The following is a 16367-nucleotide window of genomic DNA, read 5'->3' on the forward strand; positions in this document are numbered from 1 at the left end:
GCCAGTATCGGCCGAGGTCAGGGCCCACCGCCGGAGAACGGCACAGCTCACGGGCGGCGCCAGAACGAGCCGCGCCGGTCCGGCGCCGCGCCGCCACCGGCCACCGCGTCCAGGACCTCCAAGGTGTACGCCCACAGCTCCTCGAACGGGCGCTGGCGGATCGCGTCGGGGCGCAACGCCTCGGCGAGCTCCCGCAGCGGGCCGTCGCCGGCGAGGGCGGCCAGCCGGCTGCCGAGGTCTTCGAGGGCCTCGCGCCGCTCGTACGGCGGCCGGTCGGTGAGCCCTCGCAGCCGCTGCGCCTCCTGCTGGGCGAGGGCGGCCGGCTCGACCACCGGCGGGGCGGGCATGGCGGGTGCGGCGGCTGGCCGGACGACGCCCGCGAGCTTCACCGACAGGACGTCGGCGAACCCGGATCCGGCCGCGCTCTCCGGCCCGGCCGCGGCCGCCGGGGACGCGGCGGGCGGCGGCAGCGGGGGACCACCCCGGCCGCGCCGCTTGGACATCTTGACGCCGCGCGTACCGGCCTGCGGGGCGTAGCCGATCGCCATCGACCTCGGCTGGGCGGCACCGGGCGCGGCGCCTGGGCCCGCACCGAGCATCTCCCACCCCGAGGCCGGCTCGACCGGCTGGACGATGCGGTGGCCGGGCCCGCCCTCGGCGACGACGCGGCTGTCCACGGCGAGGTATGCGGTGAACCGGCACAGCACGCTGAAGCGCAGCGACGTGTCCACGATCCGCTGTTCCAGCGCGGCCGGGTCGCCGTGCGCCGACACGTACCGGTCCTCCTGGTCGCGCAGGTGCGCTCGGGCCCAGATCGCGGTGAGTGCGGCGTTGTCGCTGGGCTCGGCGGTGGCGCTGACCGTCCACTCGTGATCGTCCCGAGTGGAGCCGCGCAGCGTGAGCGCACCCGACGGGGCGCCGCGGTAGCGCCCGGAAACCACGTACGGCACGCCGGGGAACAGGTCCGGCAGGCGGGCCGGCGTTTGCGAACCGTCCATGAGCGACAGTCCATTTGCGACGAGCGAGACGCCGGTCACGAGCGGGGCGCCGATCCGGCGGTGGATGCTGTCCATCGCCTCGTCCAGCCGGTTTTCGCTCTCCACCAGCTCGCAGCGGCCGCCGCCGGCCGACGCGAGCCGGCCCAGGAAGCCGGCGTTGACCGCCCGGTCCACCCCGACCGTGTGGATCCGCACGCCGGCCAGCGCACCGCCGGCCTCGCGCAGGATCTGGTCCTCGTTGCCGACCTGGCCATCCGTCACCAGCACCAGCACCCGGTCACGCTCGCCCTCGCCGGCCGCCAACAGGGCGACGCCCATCTTCAGCGGCGGCAACAACTCCGTACCGCCGCGGGCCTCCATCCGGGCCAGGTGCTCGACGGCCCGGAACCGGTGCCGGTCGGTGGCGGCGACGAGCCCGGACGGCAGCGCGTCGGGCGTCTCCACCGTGTGGTCGAATGCCAGGACCGCGAACCGGTCGGCGTCGCCGAGCGTGTCGACGATGCGCGCGGCGGCCCGCCGGGCGGCGACCATCTTCCAGCCACCCATGCTGCCTGAGCGGTCAAGCAGCAGGACCACGTCGCGCGGGCGCGGCTGCCCGGCACCGGCCGGCGGCAGCACGGTCAGCTGGAACGTGCCCTCGTCGCCCTTGGGGTCGGCGACCGTGACCAGCGCCGCCGCCTCCTGCGGCGCGCCGTACGCCAGGCGCAGCACGAAATCCCGGTCGGCCCGCTCGCCCGGCAGCACCCGGAACCGCCCACCGTCCTCGGCGACCGTGTGCAGGCTGGACCGGACCGCACCCAGCGGCAGGCCGCCCGGGTCGACGCCGACGTCGATGGACAGGCGCAGCGGGTTCGGGAAGCCGGGCAGCAGCACCGGCGGCGTGATCCGCGACGCGTCCGGCACGGCGTCCGTGTCGACGCCGTGCCCGTCGCCCACGCTCGGCCCGGGCAGCGGCGCGCCCGGGATGTACCGCGGCGCGACCACGAGGGGGAACCGGAACGTCGCCTCACCGTCCTCCATGGACAGTGGGCCGGCGAGCGTGAGCGTGACGCTGACCCGCTCGCCCGGCAGGATGTTGCCGACCCGCATCGTGAAGACGTCCGGCCGTTCCTCCTCCGCGATCGAGGCCCGCTTGCCGGCCGCGATCGCCTGCTCGTACTCCTGCCGCGCGGCGCCGCGCTCGGCCAGCTTCGCCTCGACCACCCGGTCGGCCGCGACCATCCGCATCCCGGTGACGGCCGCACGGTCGGGCAGCGGGAAGACATAGGTCGCCTCAAGCGCCTGGTCGTGCACGTTCAGGAAGTCCTGGGTCAGCTCGATCCGGCCGACCAGGCCGGTGATGTCGGCACGCACATCGAGGCGGTCGAGCGGCAGGTTGCCGCGCTCGGTGCGCAGGGCGCCGAGCCCGGACTCGCCCGCCCGGTCACGCTCGCGGGTCAGCTCGGCCTCGGTCATCGGGGTGACAACGGTCATCATGCGCTCCTCAAGAGGCCACGTGCGGACAACAGGTCGAGCAGCGGCCGGGCGGCCGCCGCGATCGCGTTCAGGTCGTCGGGGTCGGGCGCCGCCGGCAGCAACAGCATCGCGCCACCATCCAGTGGTACGCCGGTGAGCAGGCCCGCCGCGGCGGCGGTGGCCGGCGGTGGCGGCGCGGGGCGCTCGGTCCAGAAGCGGGCCGAGCGGGCCGGCTCTTGGGTGTCCTGCGTTTCGGTGGCCTGCGTTTCAGTGGCCTCGGTCTCGGCCAGCAAGGCGTCGGGCACCGCCGCGATGGTCCGCAGCGCGTCCAGGCTCGCCCCGGCCAACTCGGCCTGGATCTCGGCGATGCTCCGCCCGCTCGCCTGGCGCCGCTTGACGGCGACGAGTTGCAGCAGGTGGCGCGCCCCGTAGAGGGCCGTGCGGCCGCGCATGGCGGCGGGCCGGTCGACCAGCCCGATCGTCGCGTACCACCGGATCGCGCGCGCGTCGGGCACGTCGCGCACCCGCCCGTTGGGCGCACCGGGGTAGCCGTCGCCGAGCGCGGCCGCCACCCGTGACGCCAACTCGTCGATCGTCCACCCCTCACTCACCATCCACCCATACTGACACTGTCAAATAACACTGTCAACATCGAGTGGCTCCGCCCCTCCTCCGCGCCCAACAAGGACATGCGCGCCGATCAAGGGCTTGTACGTCGATCAAGGGCTTACGCGTCGATCAAGGGCATATGGCCGTGCTTTGATCTCCGATCCACGACCGTTTGCCCTTGATCGACGCGGAAGTCCTTGATCGACGCGTCGACGCCGTGGGCCTGGGCCCGGGTGCGGGAGCGCCGGGACGAGGCTAGGTGCCCGCGGTCGTGGTGGGGCGGGATCACGATCTGGCGATCGTGGCGAGAAATTGCCCCTCCAGGGGCAACTCTTCGCCACGGTCATGACGCGAGTCGGTCCGCATCGCCGTCGAGTCGTGCCAAGCCCAGTAGGGCGCCCGCGTGGGGTGCCTCGCCGCGAGTGGGGCGCCGGATGTATCCGACTTAACCGGGCCCAAGATCCCGTTGTACCCCACCAAGTCGAGCGATCGGCGCCAGCCTGCGAAGGGGCGCCCCACTCACGGAGCGGCGGCCGGACTCTCGGTTGGGCGGCGACGGGCTACCAGGCGACGGCGGCTGAACAGGGCGGCACCGAGGGCCAACAGCCCGGCGACCGCGGCCAGGATCGCCAGCCGCGGCGTACCCGGTGATGCCGGCTGGACCGGTGCCGTGGTGTCGGCGGCTGGTGGCGGTAGGGCGGCCTGTTCGTTGACGGCGTCTCGGCTCGCATCGGCCGGAAGGATCGGCGGGTGGGCGGCGCCAGGCCAGTACTTGGCGAGGTGTTCCTTGGTGAGTTGGACCGGGACGGGGAGCACGTCGAGGTGTCCGGACGCGGTGAGCGTGCCGATCCGGTAGTCGGGGAACCATCCCTGGTTGGCCACGACAGCGTAGTTGCCCTCGTGCGGGACGACGATCACGGCGGCGAAGTGGGCGGGCTCCTTCAGCGCGACGGCCGGAAATACCGTGGTCTCGCCGGCGGCGGAGACCAGGTGGAGCTCGACCGCGCCGAGATCCTCGCCTTCGTACGGGTGGAAGCCGTGCTGCAGCAGCCACATCCCCACCGTGTAGGTGTTGCCCGCCTCGACCCGTTCGGGCAGCGGGTCGAGCACCGTAACCGCCCAGCCGCCCGCCCGCGCCGGTGCGGGAGCGAAGACCAGTGCCAGGACAACTGCGACGCTGACCGCGAGGCCGCGGCGGATCCTGATCGACATCGTCCATCACCTCCACCGATAACGAGGCGTGCACCCGGCGGATGGTTCCACGAGCCAGCCGGGTAAGGATCCGTTCGGCGGACCCGATTCCGGTGATCCGCCGGCGCCTGATACATCATGTCGCAGAACCGACTAGTCCTTGTCCGGTTCCCTCGATCGTGGATTCCATTGGGGGCGTTGGGAGGGGGACCGATGAGCACATCAACGATTGGATCACCGTCTACGTTCGACGCGCCGGCCACCTTGACGCTCCTTGGGGCTTCGCGCTGAGGGTCGACGGGGTCCTCGTGCCGTTGCGGATGAACGCCCAGCGCCTGGTCGCGTTCCTCGGTATCGAGGGCCGGAGCTTCCGTTCCGCGGTGGCCGCCGCGCTGTGGCCGGACGTGGACGCGGAGCGCGCCCTGGCACGGCTGCGCACCGCCATGTGGCGGCTGCGCCGCACGGTGCCGAGGCTGCTGCGTGCCGAAGGGGAAGGGATCGCGCTCGCGGCGCAGCTGCGGGTGGACATCCATGACGTGGAGCGTGCCGCGGCCGGCACGCCCTACGTCGGCGACCTGCTGCCGGGCTGGTACGACGACTGGGTGCTCTACGAGCGCGAACGGCTGCGGCAGACGAGCCTGCGGGCGCGGGAGACGCAGGCCGCGCGGCATCTGGCGGCTGGGCGGTGGGCCGAGGCGCTGAGCATCGCATTGGACGTCGTGCGTCTCGAACCGCTGCGGGAAAGTGCACATCGGACGGTCATGGAGGTGCACCTCGCCGAGGACAACATCGGCGAGGCGCTGCGGCAGTACGTGTTGCTTTCCCGGCTCCTCGATGTCGAGTTGGGGGTACGCCCGTCCGAGCCCACGCGCACCCTGTTGTCCGACCGCATCCCGTCCGGGTTGGCGACCAAACTGCTGTGACTCAAGGCCGGCCGGCCCTAGGGCCGGCCGGCCGGTTGGTCGTCACGCAGCAGCCGGAGCGTACGCGGCGAGGGCGCGACGCCGAGCCGCTGATACAGCAGGTGTTGGTACGCCTCCAGGTGGCGCCGGGCCCGGCCCCGATCACCGGCGCGCAGGTAGAGGTCGATCACCGCCCGCTGGGCGCTTTCGCGCAGCGGTTCCGCGCGTACGGCCGCGAGCCCGGCCGCCAGCCCCAAGGTGTACCGCCCGTCGGCGGCGAACGTACGAGCCAGCGTCTCCAGCGCGTGCAGCCGTAGCTGGCGAATCCGTTCCCGCTCGACGAGCAGCCACTCGTCCCGCCAGCCGGGCACGAGGTCTCCACTGAGGAGCTGCTCGGGTACGGCGGTCAGGGTGGACCGCGCGCCCTCGCGGGCGGCCAGCGCCTGTACCAGGGCCAGCAGTGCGGGCACATCCACCTGTACGCCGTCGCCGAGCGCGAGGGCGTCGCCGCCGACCACGAGCGCGGGGTGGACCCGGCGGATGCGCCATAGGGCGGTGCGCAGGCTCGCCAGCGCCTTGTCGTCCGAGGCGTCCGGCCAGATGGTGGCGGTCAGCACGCGTCGACTACAGGCGCCGCGCAGGGCCAGGAACGTCAAGAGTCGCTTGCCGGACGGGCACAACAGGCCGCCGTCGGCGCCGTACAGCGCCCATCTTCCAAGCAGGCGCAGCCGAAGTTCCGCGGACGGCACCGCAACGCTGGTCAACTGATCCCCCCAACCGGACAAGCGAAACGCAGCCTGGCAGGGGACCGTCACCGTGCCGTCACGGCGGGCCGTCCGGGTCGTGACGGCCGGGTGACGGCGGTGCCGGAGTGTGCTCCGCATGCGAACGACCGTGCCGGCAGCGCACCGCCGATGACTGCTCTCCCAATCGACGCCCTCGCGGCGGCGGCGCAGTGGACGGCGGTGCGCGCCGACGGCGTGACCCCCTCCACTGACATCGCCATCCACGATGAGACGGTCGTGGTCGGCGAGGGACCAGACGGGGTCGCCGTCCGTGTGACGGCCACCGCGGGCGCCGGCGGCCACGCGCTGCGGCGTTCCATACCGGCCGTGGACATCTCCGGCCACACCGAACTGCGGCTGTCCATCCGGGCCGACCGTGCCGCCGGCCACGGCGGGGCGCCGTTCTTCCTGGAGTTGCGCCTGGGATCGGCGGCGGTGCCACTGGGCGACCCGGACAACCATTGGCACCGGCTGCTGCCGGTGGGTACGGCACTGGTCTGGGAGAGCGTCCGGCTCAGCACCCACGACCTCGATCCCGGCGTCGCCACCGCGGTGAACGCGATCCAGCTGCGGTGCGTCGCGACCGGGCGGCCGTTCACCGTGTACCTCGACGACCTGGTCGCGGTGCGGCCACAGATGCTCGCCGACACCGACCGGGCCGTGGTCGACCGCCTGTCCGGCATCTCCCTAGCCGGGCAGGCGGTCCCGGTCGCCGTCCGGGCGGCCGGGGATCCGTTGCCGGACGCGCCGGCCATCGACATCGTCCACATCGACCTGCGCTTCGCACCGGCCCGCGTCCGCGACACCCGGCGGCTGCAGGACTTCACCACCGAGGGGGCGCGGATGGTGCCGCCGGGTGCGCCGTACGACATCGACTACGCCGTGTCGGCCGTCGCCGACAGCCGGGCCGGCCAGGCCGCCCTGATCGAGGCGGTAGTAGACCGGCTCGCCCCCGCCGACGAGCTCACCTTCCACAGCGATCGGCTGCCGGTTGATCTGGTCTGGATCAGCCGGCGGCAACGCCTCGCCACCGGCTCCGGCCCGGACCCGGTCCTGCACTACCGGGTGGAGGCGCGGTCGCCGTCGGCCGCCGGCCAGCCGGTGCGGGACGTCCGCGAGGTGGAGGTCTTCGTGGACCAGGAGGCAGCGTGACCCCGCTCGCGCGGGCCCGAACCCGGCAGCACGGAAGCTAAGGAGATCCGCAATGGCATTCAACATCGGCGTCAACGTCGTCGAGGTCGACGGCGCCGGTGCGCCGTCCATCACCGCCGCGGCAACGTCGGTCGGCGCGTTCAACGTCCTGACCCGCCGCGGCGTACCGAACCAACCGGCCCGGGTGACCAGCTTCACCCAGTTCGTCGAGCGGTTCGGCGGGCACTTCAGCGGAGGGCTCGGCGCGTACCTGGTGAAGGGCTTCTTCGACAACGGCGGCCAGACCGCGTACGTCAACCGGGTGGTCGACACGACCGGCGGTACCGGCGCGGCACCCGCCGCCCGCACCCTCAACGACGCGGGGAACGCCGCCACCCTCGCCGTCGAGGCTGGTTTCCGCGGGCAGGCCGACCCCGGCCTGTGGGGCCGGGACGTCTACCTGCGGATACGGCACAGCTTCTCCGCCCAGACCCGGCTGCGCGAGTCGGCGCCGGCCACCACCTCCGGTACCGCGCTCGCGGCCACCGTGAACATGTCCGCACTGCCCGCGCTCTCGGTACGGGTGGACGGCGCGGCCAGCCCGACGGTCATCACGTTCGCCGCCAGCGATTTCGCCAACCCGGCCGCGGCCACCCGGGACGAGGTCCGCAACGCGATCAACCGCCGGACCACGCTGCTCGTGGCCACGCTCGGCGGCGCCGGCAACGCCCAACTGGTGCTGACCTCGACCGGCGAGGTGGCCCGGCTGTCCGGCGACTGGAGCGCCCTGCAGGTGACCGCCGCCAACGCCACGCTCGGGTTCACCGTCATGGGCAACCCGACCCGCGGCACGCCGGTCGCGCTCAGCGCCGGCGGCACCGAGCTGGCCCGGTCCGCGGGATTCACCGCCGGCGACGCCGTCATCATCACGGACGGCACCACCACCGCCCGCGTCAAGGTGTTGTCGGTCAACCCGGCCACCGGCGCGGTGACCTGGACGCCGAACGTCCCCGATCCGGGCGCCTTCACCGACCTGCGCGCGGTCACCGTCAGCACCGCCGAGTTCGACCTGATCGTGGCCAGCGGCGCCGGGGACGACGAGCACGTCGTGGAGACCCACACGGGCCTGACGATGGAGTCCGACCTGGCCAACTACGCCCCCGGGTGCTCAACCACCAGCTGACCGGGTCGCGGTACGTCCGGCTGAACGACGTCGGCACCCCGAACCCGGGCGCGGACCGGCCGGCCGCCACCACCGGATTCCTGCCCCTGCTGGGCGGTGCCGAGGGCACCCCGCTGGCCAGCCACTTCATCGGCGACGAGTCGGCCCGCACCGGCTTTTTCGCCTTCGACTCGTACGACGTGCAGCTGATCTGTACCGAGCGGACGGACAGCTCGGTGGCCAACGCCGGGCTCGCCTACTGCGCCGGGCGCGGCGACGCGATGCTGGTCGCCGCGGTGCCGCAGAACTTCGTCGCGGGCGGGCAGGCCGTCGCGTACGGCCAGACGTTGCAGGGCAAGAACGTGTACGGCGCGCTGTACGGCCCCTGGATCATCGTGCCGGACCCGATCGGCCTGGGCGGCGATCCCCGCATCGCCATCCCGCCGGTGGGCCACGTGATGGGCGTGTACGCGCGCATCGAGACCACCCGGGGATCTGGAAGGCGCCCGCTGGCGACGAGGCCAACCTGCTCGGCGTGCTCGACGTCGAGCACCGGCTCTCCGACGCGGATCACACCGACCTGGTGGTCAACGGCAGCGTCAACGGCGTCCGGGCGGTGCCTCGCGCGGGCGTCATCGTGGACGCCTCCCGCACGCTGAGCACCGACCCGCGGTGGCGGTACGTCAACGTCCGGCTGCTGTTCAACTTCGTCAAGAGCAGCCTGCGGGAAGGGCTGCGCTGGGTGCGCCAGGAGCCCAACCGGGACTCGCTGTGGAGTGCCATCAAATTCGGCACCGTCAACCCGTTCCTGACCGGGCTCTGGCGGCAGGGAGCGTTCGGCACCGGTTCGCCCGAGGAGACGTTCACGGTGATCGTCGACGCGACGAACAACCCGCCGGACCAGATCGAGCAGGGCCGGCTCACCGTCGAGGTCTACTTCTACCCCTCGCGACCGGCCGAAACCATCGTGATCATCGTGGGCCAGCAGCCGAGCGGCGGCACGGCCAGGGAGGCGTGAGAAATGCCGAAGGTAGGCGACTTCTACGAGAGCCTGCGGGCCAACGAGTTCGTCCTGGTGATCGACGGGACGCAGAGCCCGGGGGTCAGCAAGGTGTCCGGGCTCAGCGAGGGCGAGCTGGACACCATCGAGCAGCCGGACGGCGGCAGCGAGCACGTCTTCAAGCTGTCCGCGGCGAAGGTGCGCTTCGAGCCGCTGACCATCGAGCGGTACGTGGACGGCAGCGCGCAGGACAAGCGGTTTCGGGACTGGTTCCGGCAGACGTTCCGGCTCAACGCGCCGGTGCAGGGCGGCTCGACCGTCCGCAAGAACGGGATGGTCGAGAAGCGCCACCTCGGCGTCAGCGTCGTGCGGTTCGCCTTCTACGGGGCCTGGGTCAAGTCATCCAAGTTCAGCGACCTCGAGGCGGGGTCGACCAACCTGTTCGTCCAGACGATCGTGCTGGAGCACGAGGGCCTCGAGAGGGTGGACTGACCATGACCGTCACCGCTGACGCACCGTCCGGCGCGCGCGTTCCCGTGTCCCGCGAGATCGAGGTCACGCTGCCGGTGGGGTACACCGACCAGGAGGGCCGGGTGCACCGCGAGGTCGTGCTGCGCAAGATGACCGGCCGCGATGAGGCGCTGCTCGCCGACCCCGGCAACCAGCGCAACGGCGGCAAGCTGGTGACCGCGCTGCTGCAAAGCTGCGTGACCCGGCTCGGCGAACTGGACAACGTGCGCCACTACGACGTCGAGACGATGTACTCGGTCGACCGCAACTTCCTGCTGATCAAGCTGCGCGCGTTCACGTTCGGGCCGGAGCTGCGGGCCGGGTACCACTGCCCGTCCTGCGGCGAGCACTTCGAGCAGATCGAGGACCTGGACGCGCTGCCGACCCGGTCGCTGCCCGAGGGCGCGTCGCCGGAAGAGATCATCGTCGACCTGCGGGACGGGTACCTGGACCGGGACGGCACCGTGCACACCGCGATGCGGCTGCGGATGGCGCGCGGGGACGACGAGTCGGCCGCCGCGCCGCAGATGCGCAAGAACGCCTCGCTGGGCAAGAACGCGTTGCTGTCGCGGTGCCTGCGCTCGCTCGGCGACGTGCCGCCGCACCGCCTCGACGCGCTGGGCACCAAGATCCTGGCGGACCTGACGCTGACCGACCGGCGGCTGATCGACCGGGCGTTCAACGACGCCGCGCCCGGCATCGACCTGATCCGCGAGCTGGACTGTCCGGCCTGCGACCACCATTTCCGGGCCAGCCTGGACATGACGCATTTTTTAGCGCCGGAGTAGACGCCGACCAACTTCGCCGCGAGGTGTTCTTCCTCGGCTACCACCTGCACTGGTCGTGGACCGAACTGATGGACCTGGACACCGCCGAGCGGCAGCAGTACCTGCGACTGCTCGTCGAGCAGATCGAGCGGGAGAACGCACAGATCGAGGGCGGAAGGAGGTGACGTGTCGATGCCACTGGCGCTGCTGTTGAAGTCGTCGCTGGGCGCGCTGCGCGCGGCCGGCGGGGCGCTCACGCCGTGGCTCGACATCGTCGCCTTCGAATCGACCATTGTGGAGCGTGCCCGCGGCGCGTTCCTCGTGCACTGGTTCGGCTCGCGGCTGCCGTTCCAGGGGCTGAGCCTGCGGGCGCACATCACCAACCTCGCCGAGCTGGACGCGCGTTTCCTGGCCGTGCAGGGGTCGGTGGCGCAGAGCCCGGGCGGGCCGAACCTCACCGAACCGCTGCTCGGCTTCGCCGGCACCCTGGCCAGCCTGCTGCTGAGCCCGGTCGGGGCGATCATCGGCGCCGCGCTGCTGCTCAAGGCCGGCGGGTTCGGCCTGGGCGTGCTGTGGAAGGCGCTGGTTCTGGTCGCCATCCCCGGCCTGCTGATTTTCGGGCTGGCCGTCGCGCCTGGCGGCACCGCGATCCTGTTCGGCGGCGGCCTGGCCGCGGCGGGGGTGGGGTTCTCGCTGATGTCCGCCCTCGGCGACCGCCGGGACGTGCGCTCCGTCTTCGACCTGTTCGGTGCGCTGGCCCGGCTGATGAACGCGACCGTGTCGCTGCTCGGCCAGTTCACCGGAGCCCGGTCGGCCGTGCGCAATCCGCTGCTGCGCCGGGTGCTCGACCTCGCCGACCGGCTGGCCGCGCTGCTGGCGCAGGGCCTCGGCGCGGTGTCCACAATGGTCACCCGGCTGACGCCGATCCTGGAGCCGATGGCGTTGACCCTGGTCCGGCTCGGCGACCTGGCCGGGGGGACCACCGCCGCGCTGCGGATCGTGCTCGGCGGACTGGGCGAGCGCGTCGACGAGCTGCGCTCGGGCCGGCTGTCGATCGCCGCCGTGCTGGTCGGGGCGATGGCGGTGGCCGGACGGCAGGTGCGGCAGATCCGCGATGCGCTGCTGGCCCAGTTCGACGTGCTCGTCGAGGCGTTCAGCGGGGCCGGGACGGCGCTGGTCGCCAGCCTCGGCGACTGGGTCGCCAAGCTCGGCGCGAAGCTCCTGGACCTGTTCACCACCAACCCCACCGGCCGCGTGATCACCGCCTTCAAGAACCAGCTCGACGTCGTCTCCGCCGTGCTCGAGGCGGCGGAGGTGGCAAAGAAGGAGGAGGAGAAGAGGAATCCGAAGCCGAAGCCGCCGCCCGGGCCGAACCCGCTGGCCCCGCTGCTGGCCGTGCTCCCCAAGCTGCCACCGATCCCGCCGTTCCCGGACCTGCCCACCCTGCCCGACACCGCCAAGCTCAGCCGTGACCTCGGGGGCGCGGCGGTGCCGGCGCTGGACCTGGCCGCCATCGAGCGTGCCGCCGCCGGACTCACCATCGCCCCGGTCGAGCTGAGCGCCGACGCGCGGGCCGCGGCGGCCCGCGCCGGTCGGCTGCCGAGCATCTTCGCCGCCGAGCGGCGGGCGCTGGCCGAGCGGTTCGGGCCGCCCGCCGACGCGCTCGCCCGTAACCGCGAGCGGCTGGCCGGGTTCCGCACGGCGCTCAGTGCGGTCGTCGGCCGCGTCCTGCCGCCCGAGTTGCGGGTGACCGCCGCACCGCAACTGGCCGCGGTGCTCGCCGCCGCCGACGAGCTGGTGTACGGGCTCCCGGCGCCGGCCGCCGGTGTCGCGGGCGACGTTGTCCCGGATCGGCTGCCGGTGCTGGACCTGCCGGACAACAACCGGCTGCGCCCGGTCGTGAAGACCCTCCGGCTGCGGATGCCCGGCGCGCCGGTCGGCGTGGTCCGCCGGTTCGAGGCGCTGCTGACCGAGCGGCTGCAGCGCCAGTCGTACGTCGCGGACGGGGCCTGAGATGCCGATCGACCTCGCCCCGCTCGCCGCCGCCTTCGCCACGCAGCTGCGCGGCGCCGTTCTCGCCCAGCGGGGCATCACACCGGCGCTGGAACGGCGCCGCACGGCCGGCCGGACGGTCGAGCTGGCGACCCGGCGGTTCCCCATCGTGCGGTTCTACAACGGCGCGGTGACGCTGTGGCTGGAACCCGGCCAGCGCGAGGTGCTCACGCTCGCAGTACCGCCGCCCTCGTTCACCGAGCACCTGGCCAGGGGCGGGCTCGGGTTCCTGACCGGTATCCGGCTGGCCGGCGCGCCGTTCGGCCCGGACAGCCAGGAGACGGCGATCCCGCGCCTGCTCGCCGCCGCCATCCGGGTGCTCGACGAGATCGAGGCGTCGGTACGCCGGTTCGCCACCCCGGGGCCGGCGATGTTCGACCCGGACGCGCGTACCGCCTCGGACCTGATCGGCCTCGCCGCGCTCGGGTTCCGGGCGCTGGCCGAGGCGAGCCGGCAGGGCGGTGAAGTGCAGCGGCTGGTCCGCGAGATCCGCCGCACCCTCGACACGCTCGGCATCCCGGCGCCGGCCGCCGGTGCGGCGGGCGACGTGGTCCCGGCCGGTACGGAGCAGCCGGCTCGGCCGCTGGCGGACCAGCTCGACGCCGCGGCGTTCGCCCTGCTCGGCGCGACCACCGTCGTGGGTACGCTGCCCGCCCTGCTCGGGGTGCTGCTGGAGGGCGTCGCGCTGCGGGTGCGGATCCTGCTGCTGGACGAGTTCGCCGCGATCGAGCGGCACGTGCTCGAGCTGCGCGCCACGCTGTTCGAGCTGGCGTTCACCACGCTGGTGGGCCTGGCGGACCGCGGCGTGCGGCTGGTCCTCGGCGGCCACGAGGTCGTCGCCGCGAACGTGCTCTTCGCCCAGCGCCTGGCCCGCGCGTTCCTCACCGACCTGTGGACGGGCCTCCGGGGCTTCGTCGGCAAACTGACCGACTACCTGGTCGGCGTGCTGAAGTTCATCGTCCTGCTGGACCCCGTGCTGAACGCGATCATGCGCTTCGACCTGCGCGAGCTGCTCGGTTGGTGGGCCCAAATCTTCCCTCCGGTCGCCCTCGGTGACCTGCTGGACCGCGACGGAGAGGGGATCAACACCAGCCTCCGCGACTTCCTGCTGGAGCTGGTCGACGCGGCCGAGGACCTGGCGGACGACGTCATCCCGCCGTACTTCGGGTACCCGTTCGCGAAGATCGCCCAGTTGCGGCGCCTGGTGCATGCGCTGTTCGACACCGGCGGTCCGACCGCGAAGCTGCCGGCGTTCCCCGAAGGCGTGGCGCTGCGCTTCCGGTCCGACTTCCCGGACCTGTCCCAGACGCCGTTCGGTGGGGGCCGGTTCCAGCAGATGCGCGACGAGGCCGGCCGGATCGGCACCGCGGTGCGGACCGGGCTGGGCCGCGCCCTCGACGCGACCGCGACCGGACTGGACGGGCTGGCCGTCGAGTTCGCCCGGGGCGCCGCCCGGGCCGCCGACCTGCGCGCCGGCGGGCAGCTGGCCCGGATCGGCCCGCAGGCGGCCCAACTGGCCGAAGGCTTCCAAGGGTCGGAGGTGGCCCGGGAACGGGCGGCGCTCGCCGCCCGGCAGGCCGACCCGCTGGCGGCCGGGTTCGAGACCTGGCTGGCCGACGGCGGCTTCGTCGTGATCGGCGAGGTGCTCGCCGGGTACGTCGCGGGGCTCGCCGCGCACTGGCGGGAGCAGGCGGCCGAGGGCACCGAGCTGACCGTCCCGGTCACGCCCACGTCCCCGCACATCCTGTTGCGGCGGGCCGCGGTCGGCCGCGTGCTGGTGCCCCGGCTCACCCTGCGCGCCGCCCCCGGCCGGGAGCTGGACGAGTCGCTCGCCGACGCGGTCGCGGCCCACTTCGCCGCCGCCGTACGCGAGGCGTACACGAGCGGCCGGCGCAAGCTGCGCGAGCTCGCGGACGCGGGAGGGCGGTGAGCGTGGACGACGCCATCATCACCCAGCTCGGCCTGCTGCTGACGCAGACCCGGTTCGCGCGGCGGGCGCTGGAGGACATCGAGCGGGCCACCTCGACGTACGCGACATTCGCCTTCACCTCGGTGATCGCCGCCGGCCCCAAGTTCGGCGAACCGCCGATGATCGACGGCGCCCTCAAGGTCTACATCATCAACATCAACGACCTGGCGCCTGGCGGCGGGTTCGGCGCGTTCCTGGAGGGTCTGCTCGGCGGCGTGGGCCGGTTCGTCGGCAACCTGGTCGGCGGCCTGGCGGCCGCCCCGATCAGCTCGGTCCTGCTGGCCGCGCAGATCGCCGAGATCCTGGCCATCGCGGAGCGGGTCGAGCGGATCATCGGGCTGCTCGGCCTGGGCGCGCAGCCGCAGACCACCGGCGTGCAGCCGCCCACCCCGGTCACCGGACGCGGCGAGCCGATCGGCGGCTCCACGCTCACCGCCCAACTGCAGAGCATCCGGGTCGCGATCGACAGCCTCACCGGGCTGTTCCTGGCCGCCGGTGGCCAGACCCAAGGCGCGGCCCAGGTGTCCACATTGCCCGGTACCCCGGAGGGCGAGCGCTGGCAGCGCCTCGCCGACAGCGCCACCGTCGTGTTGGCCGGGATCGGCCGGGTGGTGGACGGCCTGATCATCGCGATACCGATCGCGCTCGGCACGATGGCCGTACTGATCACGCGGCTCGGCGACGTGCGGCTGGCCATCGCCGAGACCCTCCAGTTCGCCCTGCGCAACGCGCTGATGCTGCGCGGCGCGGTCGCCGTGGTCGCCTTCGACACCGTCGCGATGGTGGCCCGGCTCGCGGCCGGCGTGGTCCGCGTCCTGGCCACCACGCTCGACGGGATCCTCTCGGCGGCCTTCGACACACTGAAGGACGCGCTGCTGGCCGTGCTCCAACTCGTGGCGGTCGTGGGCGTCGCGGTCAAGTTCACAGTGGACGGACTGCTCAACTGGCTGGTGCCGACCCTCGACGCGATCCTGCGCCACTTCGGGGATCTGCGCGTGTTCCGCGTGCTGATGCACATCGTCCGGGTGCTTCCGGCCATCCTGCCGCCGATCTTCGAGCTGAAGAACGACAAGCCCCTGACGCTCACCCAGGACCAGCAGAAGGCGCTCACCGACGCGGCCAAGATGGTCTTCCCCAGCCCGGTCACGCCCGGCCCGCCCGGCGCCAGGCCACCGGTCACCTCGCTGCCGCGGGTCCCCGACCTCAGTGCCGACCTCGCCCACCCGGACCTGGCCAAACTGGCCACCGGGGCGTTCGACAAGCTGCGGCAGGTGACCTCCGACGGGCTGCGGAGCGTGGCGGACACCGGGGAGCGGGGGCTGCGCACCCTCGGCACCCGGCTGGACACCGCGGCGGTCGCCGAGGCCCGGCTCTCCGACAGCACGCTCGCCGGACAGTTGGCGGCGGTCCGTGCGCAGTCCATCACGCTCGCCGAGAGCCTGGTGGTCGGCGAGCAGTCCACGCCGAAAACCGGCCTGGAGACGGTCGCCCAGGCGTACGAGCGGTGGCTGACCGGGGGTGGCCTGGACACGTTGCTGGGCACCATCACCCGCCACTTCTCCGGTACGGAGGGCCGCGCGGGAGTGCCGCAGCGGATCGTCGAGGGCGCCATGGACCGGCCGCGCGCCACCGTCCAGATCGACGAGGTGGTCATCGAGGTGGAGGGCGCCGGCGAGCCGGGACTCACCCCGCTGCCACCACCCGGGCCGCCGAACCCGCTCGGCCCCGGCGACTTCCCGCTGCCGCCCGACCGGGACGACATCGAGCGGCACGCCCGGATGTGGTTCGACTACAACCTGCGCGGCGGCGACAGCCGGCTGCCCGTGCCGACCTAGG

At 73.0% G+C, this 16367-nt stretch carries 15 protein-coding genes; 11 read left to right on the forward strand and 4 right to left on the reverse strand.

All coding sequences use genetic code 11. The features are described 5' to 3' along the window. Window positions 1-47 precede the first annotated feature (47 nt). The 3 genes from Prum_RS41695 to Prum_RS41705 all read right to left on the reverse strand — a co-directional run bounded on the left by Prum_RS41695 (window position 48) and on the right by Prum_RS41705 (window position 4274). Complete coding sequence (locus tag Prum_RS41695) at window positions 48-2471, reverse strand: VIT domain-containing protein (RefSeq protein WP_246278457.1); 2424 nt, start codon at window positions 2469-2471, stop codon at window positions 48-50. Then, window positions 2471-3067 carry a helix-turn-helix domain-containing protein gene (locus Prum_RS41700; protein WP_218577616.1) on the reverse strand — a complete coding sequence of 199 codons (597 nt, stop codon included), beginning with the start codon at window positions 3065-3067 and terminating at the stop codon, window positions 2471-2473. Before Prum_RS41700 ends, Prum_RS41695 begins: the two co-directional genes overlap by 1 nt. 514 nt (window positions 3068-3581) lie before the next feature. Continuing rightward, window positions 3582-4274 carry a hypothetical protein gene (locus Prum_RS41705; RefSeq protein WP_173082678.1) on the reverse strand — a complete coding sequence of 231 codons (693 nt, stop codon included), beginning with the start codon at window positions 4272-4274 and terminating at the stop codon, window positions 3582-3584. A 287-nt stretch (window positions 4275-4561) separates the two neighbouring features. Between Prum_RS41705 and Prum_RS41710 the strand changes: the two genes are divergently transcribed. Then, a complete protein-coding gene (locus tag Prum_RS41710; RefSeq protein ID WP_173082680.1) occupies window positions 4562-5176 on the forward strand; it encodes an AfsR/SARP family transcriptional regulator in 615 nt (204 codons plus the stop codon). A gap of 17 nt (window positions 5177-5193) precedes the next feature. On the opposite strand, the gene Prum_RS41715 is transcribed toward Prum_RS41710, so the two are convergent. Further along, a complete protein-coding gene (locus Prum_RS41715; RefSeq protein ID WP_173082682.1) occupies window positions 5194-5919 on the reverse strand; it encodes an AfsR/SARP family transcriptional regulator in 726 nt (241 codons plus the stop codon). Window positions 5920-6069: 150 nt separating this feature from the next. On the opposite strand from Prum_RS41715, the gene Prum_RS41720 reads away from it, so the two are divergent. From Prum_RS41720 to Prum_RS41765, 10 genes are read left to right on the forward strand one after another with little or no spacing between them, the layout of a single operon-like run. Continuing rightward, window positions 6070-7092, forward strand: coding sequence for a hypothetical protein (locus Prum_RS41720; protein WP_173082683.1), 1023 nt, complete (start codon window positions 6070-6072; stop codon window positions 7090-7092). A 52-nt stretch (window positions 7093-7144) separates the two neighbouring features. Further along, window positions 7145-8254 (forward strand): hypothetical protein, encoded by a 1110-nt coding sequence (locus Prum_RS41725; protein ID WP_173082685.1) that lies wholly within the window; start codon window positions 7145-7147, stop codon window positions 8252-8254. Beyond that, window positions 8236-8892 carry a hypothetical protein gene (locus Prum_RS41730; protein ID WP_173082687.1) on the forward strand — a complete coding sequence of 219 codons (657 nt, stop codon included), beginning with the start codon at window positions 8236-8238 and terminating at the stop codon, window positions 8890-8892. Before Prum_RS41725 ends, Prum_RS41730 begins: the two co-directional genes overlap by 19 nt. Further along, window positions 8871-9251 (forward strand): phage tail sheath C-terminal domain-containing protein, encoded by a 381-nt coding sequence (locus Prum_RS41735; protein WP_173082689.1) that lies wholly within the window; start codon window positions 8871-8873, stop codon window positions 9249-9251. The genes Prum_RS41730 and Prum_RS41735 overlap by 22 nt, the downstream gene beginning before the upstream one ends. A gap of 3 nt (window positions 9252-9254) precedes the next feature. Then, a complete protein-coding gene (locus Prum_RS41740) occupies window positions 9255-9725 on the forward strand; it encodes a phage tail protein (protein ID WP_173082691.1) in 471 nt (156 codons plus the stop codon). Window positions 9726-9727: 2 nt separating this feature from the next. Beyond that, window positions 9728-10531 (forward strand): T4 family baseplate hub assembly chaperone, encoded by an 804-nt coding sequence (locus Prum_RS41745; protein ID WP_173082692.1) that lies wholly within the window; start codon window positions 9728-9730, stop codon window positions 10529-10531. 23 nt (window positions 10532-10554) lie between these two features. After that, on the forward strand, window positions 10555-10695 hold the full coding sequence (locus tag Prum_RS41750; protein WP_173082694.1) for a hypothetical protein: 141 nt from the start codon (window positions 10555-10557) through the stop codon (window positions 10693-10695). A gap of 1 nt (window position 10696) precedes the next feature. Beyond that, entirely contained in the window at window positions 10697-12523 is a 1827-nt protein-coding gene (locus tag Prum_RS41755) for a hypothetical protein (protein WP_173082696.1), read from the forward strand. 1 nt (window position 12524) lies between these two features. Continuing rightward, complete coding sequence (locus Prum_RS41760) at window positions 12525-14492, forward strand: hypothetical protein (RefSeq protein ID WP_173082698.1); 1968 nt, start codon at window positions 12525-12527, stop codon at window positions 14490-14492. 2 nt (window positions 14493-14494) lie between these two features. After that, window positions 14495-16366 carry a phage tail family protein gene (locus Prum_RS41765; protein ID WP_173082701.1) on the forward strand — a complete coding sequence of 624 codons (1872 nt, stop codon included), beginning with the start codon at window positions 14495-14497 and terminating at the stop codon, window positions 16364-16366. The last annotated feature ends 1 nt before the right edge of the window (window position 16367 follow it).

It is taken from the genome of Phytohabitans rumicis (genome assembly GCF_011764445.1).
In the GTDB taxonomy this organism is placed as follows: Bacteria; Actinomycetota; Actinomycetes; order Mycobacteriales; family Micromonosporaceae; genus Phytohabitans; species Phytohabitans rumicis.